A 15,330-nucleotide genomic window follows, 5' to 3' on the forward strand; every position below is an offset into this window, starting at 1 on the left:
GCCCGCGCACAGCGCCGCGGGGGTGGCTCGCCGTGGCCTGCGGTAACGGAAGGGACCTTCCATGGTCTGGCTGCCCTCGATCCGCCTTCCGGGCGGGACGCTCTCGCTCGTCCTGGATTCGCAGACCGCGCTCGATGTCCGGCGCTTCTCGATCGCGGAGGGAATTTCAAGCCTTTTCTCCGTCACGCTGGAAGCGTTCTCCAGCGATGCGGCCTTGTCCTTCGACGACGTGGTCGGCCAGCGGGCCCGCTTCACCATCCGGCGCGGCGCGGAGGAGCGCACGTGGAGCGGCATCTGCTGCGGCGCGCGCCTGATCCGCGTCGAGGAAGACGGGCTCTCCACCTACGAGATCACGCTCGTCCCGATGCTGTGGCTCCTGACGCAGCGTGTAAACCGGCGCATCTTTCAGCACCTCTCCGAGCCCGAGATCGCGACGCGTCTCCTTGACGACTGGCAGATCCCCCGTGAGCTTCGGTTGTCGGAGACGTACAAACCGCGCGAGTTGCGCACCCAATACGACGAATCGGATCACGCATTCCTGTGCCGGCAGCTGGAGGACGCTGGCATCTCGTATTTCTTCGAGGAGAAGGATGGCGAGACGGTCGTCGTCCTCTCGGACGCGCCGCATCGCGCGGAGCCGCGACCCACGCGGCTCCCGTTCAAGGCCGACGTGACGATGGTGACGGGCGAATACGCGACGCGCGCGCAGGCTGGCCGCGAGCTGCGGCCCGGCCGTTTTGTCATGCGGGATCGTGACCACCGGCTCTCCGCGGCCTATCCCCTGGAGGCGCGAGCCGATGCGCGAGCGCTCGACGTGGAAACGCGCCTCGAACGTTTCCGCGCCGATCCTGGCGCCTTCCTCTACCAAGCCAACCCGGGCGGGGGCACGCCGGTAGCAGACGATCGGGGTGCGTATCGGAGCGACGAACGGGTCGCGAGAAGCCTCGCACAGAAGCGCCTCGAAGCGGAGCGCGAGGGGGCCGTGACGTTCGGTTTCGATACGAACGCGCTCGATCTCGCGCCGGGCGTCGTGGTCCACGTGGACGGCCATCCGCGCCCGGAGTTCGCGCGGGGCCTGCTCGTCGTGGGGACTCGCCTCGACGGCACGCAGGACGGCGACTGGACGCACGTGTGCGAAGCGCGCAGCGTGGAGCTGCCATACCGCCCCCCGCGCGTGACGCCTACGCCTCGCGCGCAGAGCATCGAGACGGCAACCGTGGTCGGCCCCCATGGCGAGGAGATCCATTGCGACGAATTCGGCCGCGTTCGCGTGCATTTTCATTGGGATCGGGAGAGCACGATGGACGAGCAGAGTTCGTGCTGGATCCCGGTGAGCCAGGCATGGAGCGGCGCGGGCTATGGCGCGCTCAACCTCCCCCGCGTCGACCAGGAGGTGCTCGTGGCCTTCCTGGACGGGGTCCCGGACAGGCCGATGATTGTGGGTCGTGTGCATACAGCGCTGCAAAAGGTGCCATATTCGCTACCAGCGAGTAAGACGCAGAGCGGATGGAGGACGGCATCCTCGCCGGGCGGAAACGGATATAACGAGATTCTCTTCGAGGATAAGAAGGGCGGCGAGTTCATTCGTGTGCATGCCGAACGCGATATGCACGCGACAGTGCAGCGGGACATGGTGTCGACCGTGCAGCGCGACCAGACCGAAACCGTGCGACGGGACCGCAAGGCGATCGTGACGCGTGACGCCGAGACCATCGTAGGGCGCAACGCCGCGCAGCTCGTCCAGGACAACGCGCGACAAGTGGTCGGCTTATCGAGCACGCGCGTCGTGGGGGTCAACGACGTGCTCGACGTGGGGGGCGATCAGAACGTGAGCATCTGCGGGGATCACAATCTATCTGTGGGCGGATCGAGCGAGACGAAGATCGCCGGCGCCCATTCCGTGCAGGTGGGAGCTACGCAGATCATTCAGGCCGGGGATACGATAACGATCAAGACCGGCGCGGCAAGCATCACCCTGGAACCGTCCGGGAAGGTGACGATCTCCGGGACCGAGATCGTGCTGCAATCGACGGGCCCCGTCACGGCGAGCGGAACGAAGATCGGGGTGAGCGGCGCCGAGATAGGCGTGCTCGCATCGGGGGCCGCTGAGGTAGGCGGCGCGTCGCTGCACCTCGTGGGGGATCCCATCAAATCGAATTGATGCGAGGCCAATCACCATGAAGCTCGACAACCGTACGCCGCTCGCGGCGATGGCGTTTCCGATGGTGGACCTCGCGGGCGACCCGTTCGTTGCGATCATCGCAAAGGGCATATTCGACGTGGACAAGGGCAAGCCATTGCGCTTGTCCACGTCCCCCTCACGCATTCGCATCGCCTCGGTTCCCTGGGCGGCGGAGAAGCCTTCCAGCCTGCGCTACGAGGACGACCTCGCGCCATTCAAGGTATGCACCGACATCATCGTCAATGGTACGGCATACGCGCCGGGCGGCCAGCGCGCTCCCGCATGGCGCGCCGGTGTGCGCGTGGGAGCCGTGCGGAGATACGTGACCGTCACCGGGCCGCGCGCATGGGTGCATGCGCCGCTACTCGGTTGGTCCCTCACCCCGATCGTCCCGGTGCACCGCGTACCCTTGCGGTATGAACTCGCGTTCGGGGGCGATGGGTTCGAGGCGAACCCCGTGGGGGTCGGCTACTGCAATCCACGGACGGCAGACACGTCGCAGCTCGTCGCGGCGCCGCAGCTCCTCCGCGAGGACGGGCGCGCGCCGGTGTTCGGGGAGCCGTATCCGGTGGAAGGACTCGGAGCCATCGCCAGGACATGGCAGCCTCGCCGCGCGCGGGCGGGAACGTTCGGGGAGGCATGGGCGACGCAGGAAGGACGCCGTCTGCCCGAAGATTTCGATGGCACGTATTGGAACGCAGCCCATCCCGACCTGTGCGCTGACGCATTCCTTCGAGGTGACGAGGAAGTGACACTCACGGCTCTGCATCCGGAGCACGCAGAGCTGGCTTTTCGGCTGCCTTCGTTGCTCGTGGCCGCGGGCGCTGTGCATGCCTCGGGGTTTCGTCATGCTTCCCCAGCGCGGCTGGACACCGTTGTCATCGATGCGGACGAGCTGCGGGTAGAGCTTTCGTGGCGCGTCGCGTTACCGTTGTTCAAGGGTGGAGTGGACAGCGTGCATATCGGAATGCGCGCCGCGGCGGTTGGAGGTAGCGCATGAGTGGGGAGTGGGCACGCGAATGTGGCGAGGCGATGGTCGTGTCCATCGCTCCGGACGTATGCCTCACGCCGGTTGGCAACACAATGATGCCGGTGCCGTACATGATCATCGCGCGGCTCGAAAATGCCGAAGGCACAGACCCGAAGCACCTCGTCTGCGGAAAACCTGCTTTCACCACGGGGAGCCGCATTCCGCACGTGGAGGGCAATGAGGCCGGGACGGGCGGTGGGCTCATCTCGGGCGTCAATCGAGGTTACTGCCGGGCCGTTGAGCATAGCTCGACGTTCATGTCGGGCGACCATTGGCTCGTCCGCGAGGGGGACCTTTTTGCCATGAATTGCGCGGGGCCCGATGGACCCGCGAACACGTACGGTCGGCTTGTGATAACAAACGAGGTGGCCTCCGCGCCGGGCGTGAGTTTGTCGAAGAGCACGAATACGGTCGTGGATCCGGCGACGGGCGTGGTCACGAGCGAGACGAGCGAGACACGCGAGGACCCGGAGACGGGCGCGATCACGGAAGTGCGCGAGCGGACGGTGCTCGATCCGGCGACGCAGCGCGTGGAAGTGCAGCGGGTCGAGATCACGACGAACCCCGACGGGTCGAAGACGTACAAAGCGAGCGCGGGGGCGTTCGATCCGGCGAGCCAGCAATACGAATGGAAGACGTCCACGGGGAGTTTGCCCGAGGCGGAGGTGGACCCGGACGAGGTGTCGATCGACGAGAACGGGCGGCTCTACCTCGGCGACGACGGGGAGGGGTTCGTCCCGTCCGATGAGCTGGACCGGGCCGACGAGATCGCCGATGATGACCCGGAGGTTTTGGCGGACCCCGACGTCAAGGCCGCGCTGGAGGAGGAGGCGGCGTGCAAGGCGGAGCTGGACAAGACGAACGAGGCGATTGCGTGGGAGGGGTTCAAGGCCGGCGTGGACGTCGCCGGGATCGTGGACCCTACGCCGGTCGCGGACCTCACCGGCGCGGCGCTGGCCCTGGCAGACGGGGACTGGCTCGGAGCGGGGATCTCGGTTGTCTCGGCGGCGGCGCCGTACGTCGGGGATCTCGCGGGGAAGGGAATCAAGGCGGCGCGGGCGGCGAAGGCGCTGGCGAAGCTGGATCGGTTGCTGCTGAAGTGGCAAGCGCACCTCGCGAATGCGGCGGCGGCGGTGCGGAAAGCGAAGCAGGCAGCGAAGAAGCGGATCGCGAGGAAGAAGGGAGGTGGGGTCGGAGGGATCCGGACGGCGCCTAAGAATCCCGGGGATGGGGGGTTCGCTCCCGGTGGTGGTGGGGGCCGGAAGGGGGGCGAGACCGGCGGAAACGGGGGCGGCCCGAAGAAGCCGCGGAGGCCGCATCAGCCGGACCGGGCGAAGTGGGAGCAGAACGGCGGAACGGTGCGGGACAATCCCGACGGGACGACGACGTTCAGGCGGAAAGATGGGGTGGAGGTTACGTATGATAAAGATGGGTTCCCGGATTTTACCCGGTACAAGCATCCGGAGGTGAAGGATGTGGAGATTGAGTTTACGGGGAGCTACGACAAGGACTTTGCCCGCGCCGACGAAGCCGCAGGAATCACAAAGAAGAAGAGGAAGACTGAAGAGTACACGTGGCATCACCATCAAGACGGGAAAACGATGCAGTTGATCAAGAAGGATGTTCATCGAGAATTCTTTCACACCGGCGGCATGTCGGGAGCACAATAGGAGACAGAGGCCATGCGAATGGAGACCGAAAACCCCCATGGTGCCACTTCCCCCGAGGAAATCGCTGGCTTTCAAGCGCGCTGGAGCGTGGTGCTCCCTGCCGAATACAGGGAGTTTCTTCTCAAGTCGAATGGCGGATGGCCGGAACCGGATACGTTCGTGGTTCCAGGATGGCACGGCCAGGCGTCTATGCTAGACGCGTTTTTTGGTATCCATCACGGCAGAGAGACCGAGCGACTAGATCGCGCAATGGAGGTGTACGATGCGCGCATCCCAGGCGATCTGATCCCCATCGCCGACGACGCAGGCGGGAATGTCGTCTGCATTGGCTGGAAAGGCAAACGTCGGGGAAAGATCTACTTCTGGGATCACGAAGACGAGCTTGACGAGCAAGGTTTGAGCCGGCAGGACTACCGAAACGTGTACCTGCTCGCGAACAGCCTGACGGAGTTCTTGAACAATCTCCGGGAAGAGGACGACGACCAATGCGAATAGGTGCCCACTCGAATATCGGAACAGCCCAATGCCCGACACATTGATACCGCCCACCGCCGCTGACACCCCGACCCTCTACCCCTCGGAACCTGAGCCCGACGCGTCGCCGTGGCTCACGTGGGTCCCAGCGCCCGATTATTGGAACGCCGCCCCCACGATGTTCCTCCCGCCTCCAAAGCCGGCGCCTCCCGTGCCGATCCCGGAGGGCGTCATCCTGATCCCGACGGAGCTGCTACCGCCGCCCGTCCTCGAACATGCTCCCCGTGCGCCGTCCGCGATCCCGCCGCCGCAGCTCGTCAGCCCTGTCGCGGACGTTCCCGCTTCGGAGCCGCTCCCCGCATCCATCCCTGGCCCTGCGCCCGCGGTTTCTGCCGCCATGGTGCCCACGCCGCTCCCGCTCGACGTCTTACCCCTCGAACGGTGTGCCCGGCTCGACGCGGCCCTTGCGCTCGACCCCGCGGCGGAGCCGAGTATCCTCGAACAGCATCACCTCGACCCCGGGACGTGGCGCGCGCTCCGCCAGCACTGGCAAGGCGCGCTCCGGGCCGCGCTCCGCGTCGGCGATCCCAGCCTTCTCCGCGCGTACGACGACGCCTTCGTCACAGAGCTGGAGAGCATTCGCGGAGCCATCACGCCGGAGCAACACGCGGGCGTGACGCACGCCAGCGAGCGGGGCACGCGGGCCGAAGCGCTCGCCATGCTTGGCTTGCCTGCCGTCGCCGTCCTGCCCTTGGAGCGCGTCCTGCTACGCCGTCGAGCGAACTAACAGAAAGGACGGAGCCGTGTGTGTGCGCGGCCCCGCGCGGGGGAGGTGTTGCCCCGACGCACCCGATCCGTGTAGGATGCGCGGAGAGTCGACGATCGGGATCCAGGCGGAACGGGATGCGTGGTCGTCGCTAAAATCGGGAGTCGTTCATGCGGATGTTGATAGCTCTGGTTTCATGTCTCAGCCTTGGCGCATTCGTCGCCTGTTCTCCAGAGCGCGTCTGCGCCCCTGGATCGACGCAGCCGTGCCTTTGTGCAGAGGGGCCTCGCGGTGTTCAGTCCTGCGCATCTGACGGTGCACGTTGGGAGCCATGCGCCTGCTCGGCAGGGGGGACCGCTCCCGCAAATGCAGGCGCCAAAGTGGCAGATGCAGTTCCTCAGCCTCAGCAGCCGGCGGTGGCAAACCCCGGAGCAGTGGTGCAAGCACCGGCGAGAGCCGAAGAACCGGTAGGCCCGCAGCCGTACACCATCACGATTGTCTCTGCGGACTTGGTGCCCTCTAAACCCGATGGGCGTCCCTGGGATGCGGGCGACGGTCCACCGGATCCGGTTGTCGTCGTTTCGGTCAAGGGAGCGGGGGTCGGCACTGTCAGGACGACCAAAAAGCAGGACAGCATAGCACCCGTTTGGCGAGAGTCGGGCCAAGTAACAATCAACCGGGGCGATCACCTCTCAATATCTATCATTGATAAGGATCTCGCGGACGACGACTTCATTGCGGGTTGGGACATGGAGTTTTCCCGCCCTGGTAGGCAACGCTTGGCCGATCCCACTCATTCAGTGAACGAGCTGATCTTTGATATTGCCTCTGCCGATGCCAAGTAGGAACACATGAACCGGACAGAAGTGGAACGGCGTGCGTAATCGCACGGTTTCGAGGTGGGGTGTTGCCCCGACGCACCTGATCCGTGTACGATGCGTGGCAAATGGCGCGCTGGTCGGTTGTGGTTGCTGCCCTCTCGGGCTCTCTCCTAGCGGCGGCGGCATCTCACGCTGACGAGGCCACGCCGCGCCCCGCAGTCGGGCGCCCGACTGGCCCAGACACGACACCTCCCCCTGATCCTGCGGCCGTTGATGCGGCGGTGTCCGCTCTGGTCAAACTCGCGGACAACGCGCGGAAGCAGGGCCGGTGGACGGATGCAGAGCTCGGCTATCGCGAGGCGTTGAAGCTCCGGAATGACGCGACGGTCGTCGGGCGGCTGGGCCTCACCCTCGTAGCCGCGGGACAACCTGCCCGCGGCGCGCGGAACCTCCTGGAAGCCGTCGAACGCGGCGGGGGCGTGGGGCCGGAGAACGAGGAGTTTTTCAAGGTATTCAAGCGGATCCGGCCTACCGTTTGTCTGCTGTACGTGAAGGGGAACGTCAACGACGCGGTCGTGTCCATCGACGGCGGGCCATTCCACAAAGAGGGCGGAGTCCAGTTCAAGCTGTTCGTGGCCCCCGGCAAGCATGTGCTCGAAGGGAAGTCCGAGGAGCGAGGCGTTGCCCGTGCCGAGCGCACCTGTCCCGAGGGCGGCGAGGCGACGACGGTGCTCTCGTGGCATTGGCCGGATGGTCTGCCCACGAAGCCGGAGCGGCTTTTCAGGCATCGAAGGAAGGGCGAGGTGATACCGGGCCTGGACGATGCGAGGCCCGCGGACATTCCGCGCGAGGAGGACGAGCCCCCGCCGCGGAAGCCGATCTTCGGGGGAGTCGCGGGGGACGAGAGACCCAAGCCGAAGCGCGGATCGGTGGGTGGGGGCGTCGCAGTCGTGTCGGGGGTCGCGACGTGGGCGCCGGCGGTGGGCGTTGCGCTGCATGGGAGCGTGCGGCCGATCGAGGTGCTTTCGATTGATCTCGATGCACGTGCTGCGTGGCTCACGTCGGGCATCGCTGGCGAGCCGATCAGCGGGATGACAGCCGGCGGACTTCTCAGCGTTTGCGGCCACTGGCGGTGGCTTTTCGGATGCGCCACGGGTTATCTCGGGTTGATCGCCGTCGACTTCGATGAGGCCAGATACGAGGGACGGTCTTATGTCTTCTTCACACCGGGGTTAGGCGGCCGTGTAGGGGCTCGGATCCCTATTGGTGACGCATTCGCCATTCGTGTGGCGGCAGATGTTGTCGGACTTAATGGTGGAATTCGTGTGGCTGTCGATCAAGAGACGGTAGCGGATCATCCGCCGGTCATGATTGGTGGTAGTGTAATGGGAACATGGGAGTTTTGAAATGGACCATCGGCGCTCATTTTTTGTCAAGCTGGGCTTCACCACTCTGGTCACGTTAGGCGGTAGTCTCGTCGCCATCGAGGGATGCACCGGGGAACCGCATTACGCCGCAGACCGTTGCGCCGAAGATCCGCTATACCCGGGTGGTCGCTGCCCCGACGATGACTCCGATGCGGGGTCGGACGCCGACGCCGAGCCTCCAGAATGCCCCGGTCGCTGCGTGCCGTTCCCCGAGGGACCCGATGCGCTGCTCTGGAGTCGATGGCCCGATCTCCTGCTGCCTGCGTCGGCCAAGGACCCGGAGCAGAGTTGCCCCGCGGATCTGACGCTGCAATTCGTGGGTTTTTCAGAGCTGATCGCGCCCCCCGCGTCGTGTGACATCTGCGAGTGCGAGCAGTCCGAAGGAACCTGCACGGACCTCCCCACGGACATCCAGCTCCGCGCCGGCTCGTGCAATGATCCGAACGCCGCCGCCTTGCCGTTCGGGGGGCCGTCGGGCTGGGACGGGAGCTGCACGAGCGTGAACGGGATCGCCGTCGGTGCGACGTGCCCGGAGGGAAGCGCGACGCTCTGCGCGCAGTCCGTGGCGGTGGGCCCATTGCCAGGGCCGACCAGCGAAGCCTGCGCGGTCACCACGCAAACGGTCCCCGCGTTCTGGAAGGATACGGGATGGAAACAGCGTTGGATCGCGTGCCGCGGAAACGTCGACGAGCTGCGCTGCGGGGACGGCAAGGCATGCGCGCCGGATCGTCCGCTGCCCTTTCTCCAGTGCGTGTGGCGTACCGGGAAGCACATGCAATGCCCGACGAATTACCAGGACGGTCCGCACGTGCTGTATCCCGAGCTGGCCGTCAATGATGGCCGGGAATGCACCAAGTGCGAATGCGGTCCGCCGGTCGGGAGCGCGTGCCTCGCTACCATCCGATTTTACGACGATGCGTCATGCATGTCCGAGTTCCCTGGGGACACACTCGCCTCCTACGGCGACCAGTGCAGCAATATCTATCCTGCCGGCCGAGCCATCGGGGCCAAGGCCATCACGGACCTCCACTACGTCGGCGGTGCATGCCTCGCGAGCGGCGGCGAGCCGATCGGTGAGGCCACGCTTGACGACGCCCAGGCGGTCACCTTCTGCTGTTATCCCCCCTTCGACTCCTGATACATGATGCCGCCTGCCGAAGCCTCCCCGAACCGACCGGCGAAAAAAGTGGGGATCCGTTTGCCCCCGGGGTCACTACTAGGAGGCATGACAGGATCCAGGACGACGTCGATGCTCGACGCGCTCCCGACGTTTCGCGGGAAGATCATGAAATGGCTCGCCAAGTTCGGCGTTCCTCCCGAGGACGTCGAGGACCTCACCCAGGAGGTCCTCAGCGCAGCCGTTCGGTACAGCGAAAGCTTCGATCCGACCAAGCCGCTGAGCCCATGGCTTCGGAGGATCGCGCGAAACATCGCGATCCAGTACTTCAAGGCAAAGGGGGACTGGGCTTCCACAGAGGCTGTGGAGGAGCCCGCGGCGCAGAGCGAGACGCCGGAGCGAGACGCGTTCGACAGGGAGATGGTGCGCACGCTGGCCGAGGTCTTCGAGGAGCTGACCCCCGCGGAGCGGGAGCTGCTGACACTGCGCTTCCGCGACGAGCGGTCGACCAAGGATATCGCCGCGCTGCTTTCCATCCCGGAGCCCACCGTCAAATCTCGCATCCAGCGAACGCTGGATCGCTGCTTCGAAGGCTTCCGGGCTCGGGGCGTCGAGGATCGCCCGGGCTCCCTTCTCGTGCCGCTCCTCTTCGCGAGCCGTCAGGAGGAGAGGACCGGAGGCGGCTCCTCGAACGGCGTGGGCTTCATGGGCGCGCCGCCGGCGCCTTCGGCCCCGCCGCTCTCGTGGTGGCGCCGTGTGCTGACGTCGCGCGTGACGGCATTCGTTGCGGGCGGCGTCGCCGTGTACCTCCTTCTACAGGCTCGGCAGCCCCCCGAACTCGCCGCTTGCATGATGTGGCTCCGCGCGTTCCCGGTGCCCACCGAGGGGGCCTGCGCCGCGCCGGCCGGCGGCGCCGAGCTGCGCGACGAGCTGCCGGTGCGCGGCGCCGCGCGCGACGGCAAGAGGCCGCGCAAGGCAAGCGCCGCGGGCACACAAGTGGCAGCGCAGGTAGCGGCATCGGAGCCGCTCACGGACTTTGCCGACGTTGAAGGGGTCGACACGGGGGACATCGTGCCGGACGACCGCTACGACCTCGAACCCATGATCGACTTCGGAGCCGAGAGGTAGGACAAGGTCTTACCAATTTCGCGGGATCCGTCATCCGGTCGGTCCCGGTCCCACTATCAGGAAGCGAGACTCAGACGAACACGGCGCCGCGACGCAGCGGCGCCGCGCTCGGATTTGTCCGATCGTCGCTCGTAGACGGGGCGCCTTTCGCTGCGCACCCCGACTGCGTCATGTACCGGATGGCCAGGTTCCGAAAAGGGAGCGGTGCGCGTGAAAGGCGCCCCGTCTTCGGGCGACGACCATTTCAAACAACGACCTCCAGGAGGGGACGATGGGGAGTGGTTCTCTGGGCGAGCAATTACCTCCCTTATCGCCCCCTCCTGGGGGTCGTGTCCTACGGCTTGGAGGCCCATGGATACCTTGCGGGACATCGACGACGACGCAGCAACGACGGTCATGGACCGTCCAGCGCTTCCGCCGCAGAGCGGACCCCGCGTGAGCGCGGCCCATCCCGAGCCGCCGCGGGATACCATCGCGGACCCGCCCTCCGTGTGGAGCCGCGCCCGTGCTATCGCGGGCGCCGTGCTGTGCGATTGGAGCGAGCGCGTTCGCAGGGCGCGTCTTTCGGATCGCCTCCCACCGCTTCCTCCGCCACGCTCCGCGAGGGCAACGCGGGTCTCGGCGGGCGTCGTTGGTCACGACGAACGTGGGGAGCTCCTCTTGCTCGAAATCATGCGCGCGGCCCCGGCCTACCAGCGCGCCGCCGTCTATGTCGCGAACTACGCGACCGCGCTCCGCAAGCACGGGAGCGAGGCATACGCCGAAGGGGTCGTCCATTACGCGCTGTCTCGCATGCGGGCGGATGCCGATGGGTTCGTCTCGTTTACGCGGCTGCGTGACATCCTGTGCGACATGTCGGGCTCCGGAACGCTCGTGCCGGCACTGCTTCGCCTGGAGGAGGCCGGCGTTATCGCCATCACGAGGACTCAGGAAGCGCCACCCCTGCCCGATCGCGTTCAGCTCCGAATCCCCCTGTGAGGGAATGCGAAAATCATGACGACCGAGCCGCCGACCATGGAAACCGAGCTTGTACTTGCGAGCGATGGTGCGATTTATGCCCGATTCGAGGAGGAACCGCCCCCGGGCCGTCGCGTGTTCATCGGCTACGCGCTGACCGCCGACGAGCGCGCGCAGCACGGCACGAAGGGCTTGCTCCGGTGGGCCTGCCTCCAGCACCTCGCGCTCGGGAGCGATGGGTGCGTGTACGTCGAAGAGGAGGCGATCGATCCCGAAGGGCGCAAGGAGTTCAGGGGGTATGCTCTGACGGACAAGGAAGCTACGCGCGTCTGTCAGGAGTTCCACCGTCTGGCGTTCAACCTGACGCTCGCCGTGCGAGCGAAGTAACCTTGTGTCGGAGTCCCGACTGGCATCTCACCATGGCGAGGCTCACGACCGCGCCTTGAGCGCTCCGGCCTGAAACGTTCCGCTTTCCACGGCCCTTCTGTCTCTGGTACGTTTCTCGGCCCCCGCTCTCGGGGAGGGGAAACGCATGCCGCTCAGCGAAAAGAAGATCGCCCCCGCATTTTTCATTGGTCTCGGGGGCGCGGGAGGCGCCATCGTCGACGAGCTCGCCCGCAAGGTGAAGCAGGAAGACTCGTTCGAGCGATACAAGGACCTCGTTCACTTCTTCGCGTTCGACACCGACGCCGACGACCTCGCGCGGCTCGTCTGGATCGACGCGGCCCACAAGTTCGTCCTCTCGGACTTCGACAAGCCCGAGTACGTCGAGCTCAAGCGTGGAAAGCTCCACGCCAAGGCCGATCCTCTCTTCGAGCAGTGGTGGCCCGCGTGGTACCAGCCTCGCGCGCACCGCGGCAAGGGCGCGGGCCAGATCCGCATCGAGAGCCGCCTTTCGCTCTACCACCACCTCGAAAACGATCGCGCCAAGATCCTCGAGACGTTGGAGAAGGCGATCCGGCGCGCGTACGACGTCCACAACCCCTTCCGCGCCAACAAGGCCGCCAAGATCCACGTCTATGCCTCCCTCGCCGGCGGCACCGGCTCCGGCGGCTTCGCCACCATGGCCCTCACGGTCCGGCGCCTCCTCGGCGGCCAGCGTGGACATCGCATCATCGGCACGTTCGTCCTGCCGAACGTTTTCCGCGGCAAGGGCCTCCCGCCCAACCAGTTCGACAAGATCATGTCGAACGGCTACGCGGCCCTTCAGGAGCTCGAGCTCCTCCAGAGCGCCGGCCCCGCCGCGCCCGTCGAGTTCCACTACGACCCGGACAACCCCGAGCGTGTCCTCGTCGACCGGCCCCCGTTCGATCAGATCTATCTCGTCGAGGAGAAGACCGAGAGCGGCGTCGTCCTCGCCGACTCGCAGGAGGTCTACCCCGCGATCGCCGACGCCGCGCACGCGCAGATCTTCACCTCCATCCTCGATCGCGAGGGTTCGACGCTCGACAACGACACGCGCGAGCTCATGCAGCTCGACGAGCAAGGCTTCACGAAGTCGTTCGGCTCCTTCGGCATCGGCGCGCTCGTCCTGCCCGTGGAGGACGTCCTCGAACACGCGGCCTTGAAGCTCGGCGCGGAGCTCTTGCTCGCGGCCGTCCCCGGAGGCAGCGCGGCGCTCGGCGACGGCGCCGATCTCGACGCGGCCGATCAAGCCTTCGTCCGCGGCCTCGAAAGCAAGGCCGAAGGCAACGGCGAGGACGCCGAGCCGTATCGCCGCGCCGTCGAGTGGGCGCGTGGTGGCGGCAGCGGCGGCGAGGGCACGATCGGCGCGTTCCTCCGCCGCACGCGTGAGGACGTGGCCAAGCGCATCGACGAGGCGATCAAGCTTCGCGGCTGGGACGAAGCCGAGCTTTCGGCGTTCGAGCGCGACCCCGAGCGTGTCCGCTCCGAGACCGCGCAGGCCTTCGCCGCGCTCAAGGTCCAGGTCGGCAAGAGCGAGGACGCCGCGCGCGAGCGGGCGCGCGAGGCGGCATTACGTGTCGCGGCCGAATCCGGCGAGATCTCGCTCACCGAGCTCGCGAAGGACAAGGGCCCGACCGAGGCGCGTTACTTCCACGCCTTGCTCCGGCAGGCCGTCGCGGCTGAGCAGGAGACCGCGCGCAAGGCCTACGAGCGAGGCCTCGTCCTTTCGGACGGCCGCCTCGGCGAGGACTTCAAGCGCCGCGTCGACGAGCTCGCCGCGGCCGCGCCGGAGACGCTCCTCGAAAAACTCCCGGGCCGGGAAAACGATTACTTCGAGGTCGCCGCCTCTTTCGCCGGCTGGTATCGCGACGTGCTCGACGGCCTCCGCGCGCGCATCCGCGCGAATGCCTTGATCGAGTATTTCGCGGCCGTCCTGCGCGAGCTCGATCGTCGGAGGCTGTCGAGTTTCCATTTCTTCGCGCGTGTCGATCGTATTCAGCGCCGGCTCGAAGAGCGCGCCGCGCGTATCGTCGCCGCGGGCGGCCGGCGGCACGAGGGCGGCGATGCGAATCGCTACGTCCTCGACGTCGAGGTCCTCCAGGACCACCGCACTGGCCATCGGCTCTGGGATCACCTTTATGCGCGCCTCGTGCGCCCGAGTGATCTCCAGCTCTCCGGCGCGCTCTCGCGCCTCGCGGCGGTCGCGAGCCAGGGCGGCGCCGAGCAGGACATCGAGCGCCGCATCATCGACGACCTCGTCCAGCTCGCCTCCGCCGCGCTGCGCGGCCGCATTGCGGGCGGCCTCGAAGAGCGTGGCCTGCGCATCGACGAAGAACTTCGTTTCGAGGCCCAGCTCGTCTCGGCCACGCGCAGGCTCGAACGCCGCGGCGGCCCGCTCCCGCCTGCGTCCGATCCGCAGTGGATCGAGGAGGCGCGCCGCACGCCCGAGGACGAGATCCAGAAGTACATCAAGGACAAGCTCGAATTCGCCGCCGCGAAATGCGCGCCCTTCGTGACGCTCGGCGCGGGCGCGCCGCTCCTGCCGGACAAGGCGTACGTCGTCATGCACGGCGATTACGAGCGCACGCTCGGGCCGATCCTCGCGCATCTCGCCACGCACCGTGTCGATCGTGGCCAGATCGTCGCCTTGGATCACCCGTACGAGATCATCTTCTACCTCGCGCGGCTCGGCTGCCCGCTGCACGCGGTGAAGAGTTTGTCCGATTACGAGCGCCGTTACCGCGCGGTGAAGGACAAGGAGCTCGCGGAGGGCGCGAAGGTCCCGGGGTTGCCCAAGGGTGTCCCGCAGATCCCGCTGCACATCGACCGCAATTGGGAAGGCGCGCCGGAGCCGGACACGCGCCTCTTCCGCATCTCGATCGACGGCGTGCGCGAGAACGACTCCAAGCTCGCCTGGATCGAGCGGCTCTCGCACGTCCGCAAGAAGGTCGGCGAGGAGCAGGTCCGCACGGACGACATGCGTGATTTCACGCTCGCGGTTTGCTTCGGCGTCATCCGCCGCGCGGACGGCGTCTACTGGATCGAGGACCCGGATCTCCCGGAGGATCGCCGCAAGCTCGGCAAATTCCGCGACCAGGCATTCACGAGTTATCGTGGCCGCATCGACGCGCAGAAGACCTGGGTGCGTCGCGCTTATGCGGCGCACCTCCTCCGGATCGAGGAAGACCGCAATCACGCCGAGCTCGCCTCGCGCCTCGAAGCGCACGTCACCGACATCGAGCGCCTGGTCAAGCTCGCCGACGGCGCGGGCGGCAAACCCGAGCTCGAACACCTCGCCCGCGAGCTCGAATGCATCGTGGTGTTCCGCCGGGAAAAAGGGCTCTGAGGCCCTG

At 66.5% G+C, this 15,330-nt stretch carries 12 protein-coding genes; all 12 read left to right on the plus strand.

Annotation, left to right across the window (positions count from 1 at the left end):
- Nucleotides 1–61 precede the first annotated feature (61 nt).
- Nucleotides 62–2,161: a type VI secretion system Vgr family protein gene (locus KEG57_RS36905; RefSeq protein ID WP_272425128.1), complete on the plus strand. Its 2,100-nt coding sequence runs from the start codon at nucleotides 62–64 to the stop codon at nucleotides 2,159–2,161.
- Between the two features lie 61 nt (nucleotides 2,162–2,222).
- A complete protein-coding gene (locus KEG57_RS36910) occupies nucleotides 2,223–3,182 on the plus strand; it encodes a DUF2169 family type VI secretion system accessory protein (RefSeq protein WP_272425129.1) in 960 nt (319 codons plus the stop codon).
- Nucleotides 3,179–4,882 (plus strand): PAAR-like domain-containing protein, encoded by a 1,704-nt coding sequence (locus KEG57_RS36915; RefSeq protein WP_272459374.1) that lies wholly within the window; start codon nucleotides 3,179–3,181, stop codon nucleotides 4,880–4,882. The genes KEG57_RS36910 and KEG57_RS36915 overlap by 4 nt, the downstream gene beginning before the upstream one ends.
- Nucleotides 4,883–4,894: 12 nt before the next feature.
- Nucleotides 4,895–5,377 (plus strand): SMI1/KNR4 family protein, encoded by a 483-nt coding sequence (locus tag KEG57_RS36920; protein ID WP_272425131.1) that lies wholly within the window; start codon nucleotides 4,895–4,897, stop codon nucleotides 5,375–5,377.
- Nucleotides 5,378–5,534: 157 nt separating this feature from the next.
- A complete protein-coding gene (locus KEG57_RS36925; protein ID WP_272459375.1) occupies nucleotides 5,535–6,143 on the plus strand; it encodes a hypothetical protein in 609 nt (202 codons plus the stop codon).
- A 155-nt stretch (nucleotides 6,144–6,298) separates the two neighbouring features.
- A complete protein-coding gene (locus KEG57_RS56245) occupies nucleotides 6,299–6,967 on the plus strand; it encodes a C2 domain-containing protein (RefSeq protein ID WP_372518270.1) in 669 nt (222 codons plus the stop codon).
- A 101-nt stretch (nucleotides 6,968–7,068) separates the two neighbouring features.
- Nucleotides 7,069–8,349: a tetratricopeptide repeat protein gene (locus KEG57_RS36930; RefSeq protein ID WP_272459376.1), complete on the plus strand. Its 1,281-nt coding sequence runs from the start codon at nucleotides 7,069–7,071 to the stop codon at nucleotides 8,347–8,349.
- Nucleotides 8,350–8,569: 220 nt separating this feature from the next.
- Nucleotides 8,570–9,508, plus strand: a complete 939-nt coding sequence (locus KEG57_RS36935) for a hypothetical protein (protein WP_272425134.1) — start codon at nucleotides 8,570–8,572, stop codon at nucleotides 9,506–9,508.
- Between the two features lie 87 nt (nucleotides 9,509–9,595).
- The gene (locus KEG57_RS36940) at nucleotides 9,596–10,615 is read left to right on the plus strand and encodes a sigma-70 family RNA polymerase sigma factor (RefSeq protein ID WP_272459377.1); all 1,020 of its coding nucleotides are present in this window, start codon (nucleotides 9,596–9,598) and stop codon (nucleotides 10,613–10,615) included.
- Nucleotides 10,616–11,287: 672 nt separating this feature from the next.
- Nucleotides 11,288–11,593, plus strand: a complete 306-nt coding sequence (locus KEG57_RS36945) for a hypothetical protein (protein WP_272425136.1) — start codon at nucleotides 11,288–11,290, stop codon at nucleotides 11,591–11,593.
- Between the two features lie 36 nt (nucleotides 11,594–11,629).
- Entirely contained in the window at nucleotides 11,630–11,959 is a 330-nt protein-coding gene (locus KEG57_RS36950) for a hypothetical protein (protein ID WP_272425137.1), read from the plus strand.
- 145 nt (nucleotides 11,960–12,104) lie between these two features.
- Nucleotides 12,105–15,323, plus strand: a complete 3,219-nt coding sequence (locus KEG57_RS36955; RefSeq protein WP_272425138.1) for a tubulin-like doman-containing protein — start codon at nucleotides 12,105–12,107, stop codon at nucleotides 15,321–15,323.
- Nucleotides 15,324–15,330: the final 7 nt, after the last annotated feature.

This window comes from Polyangium jinanense, from assembly GCF_028435365.1.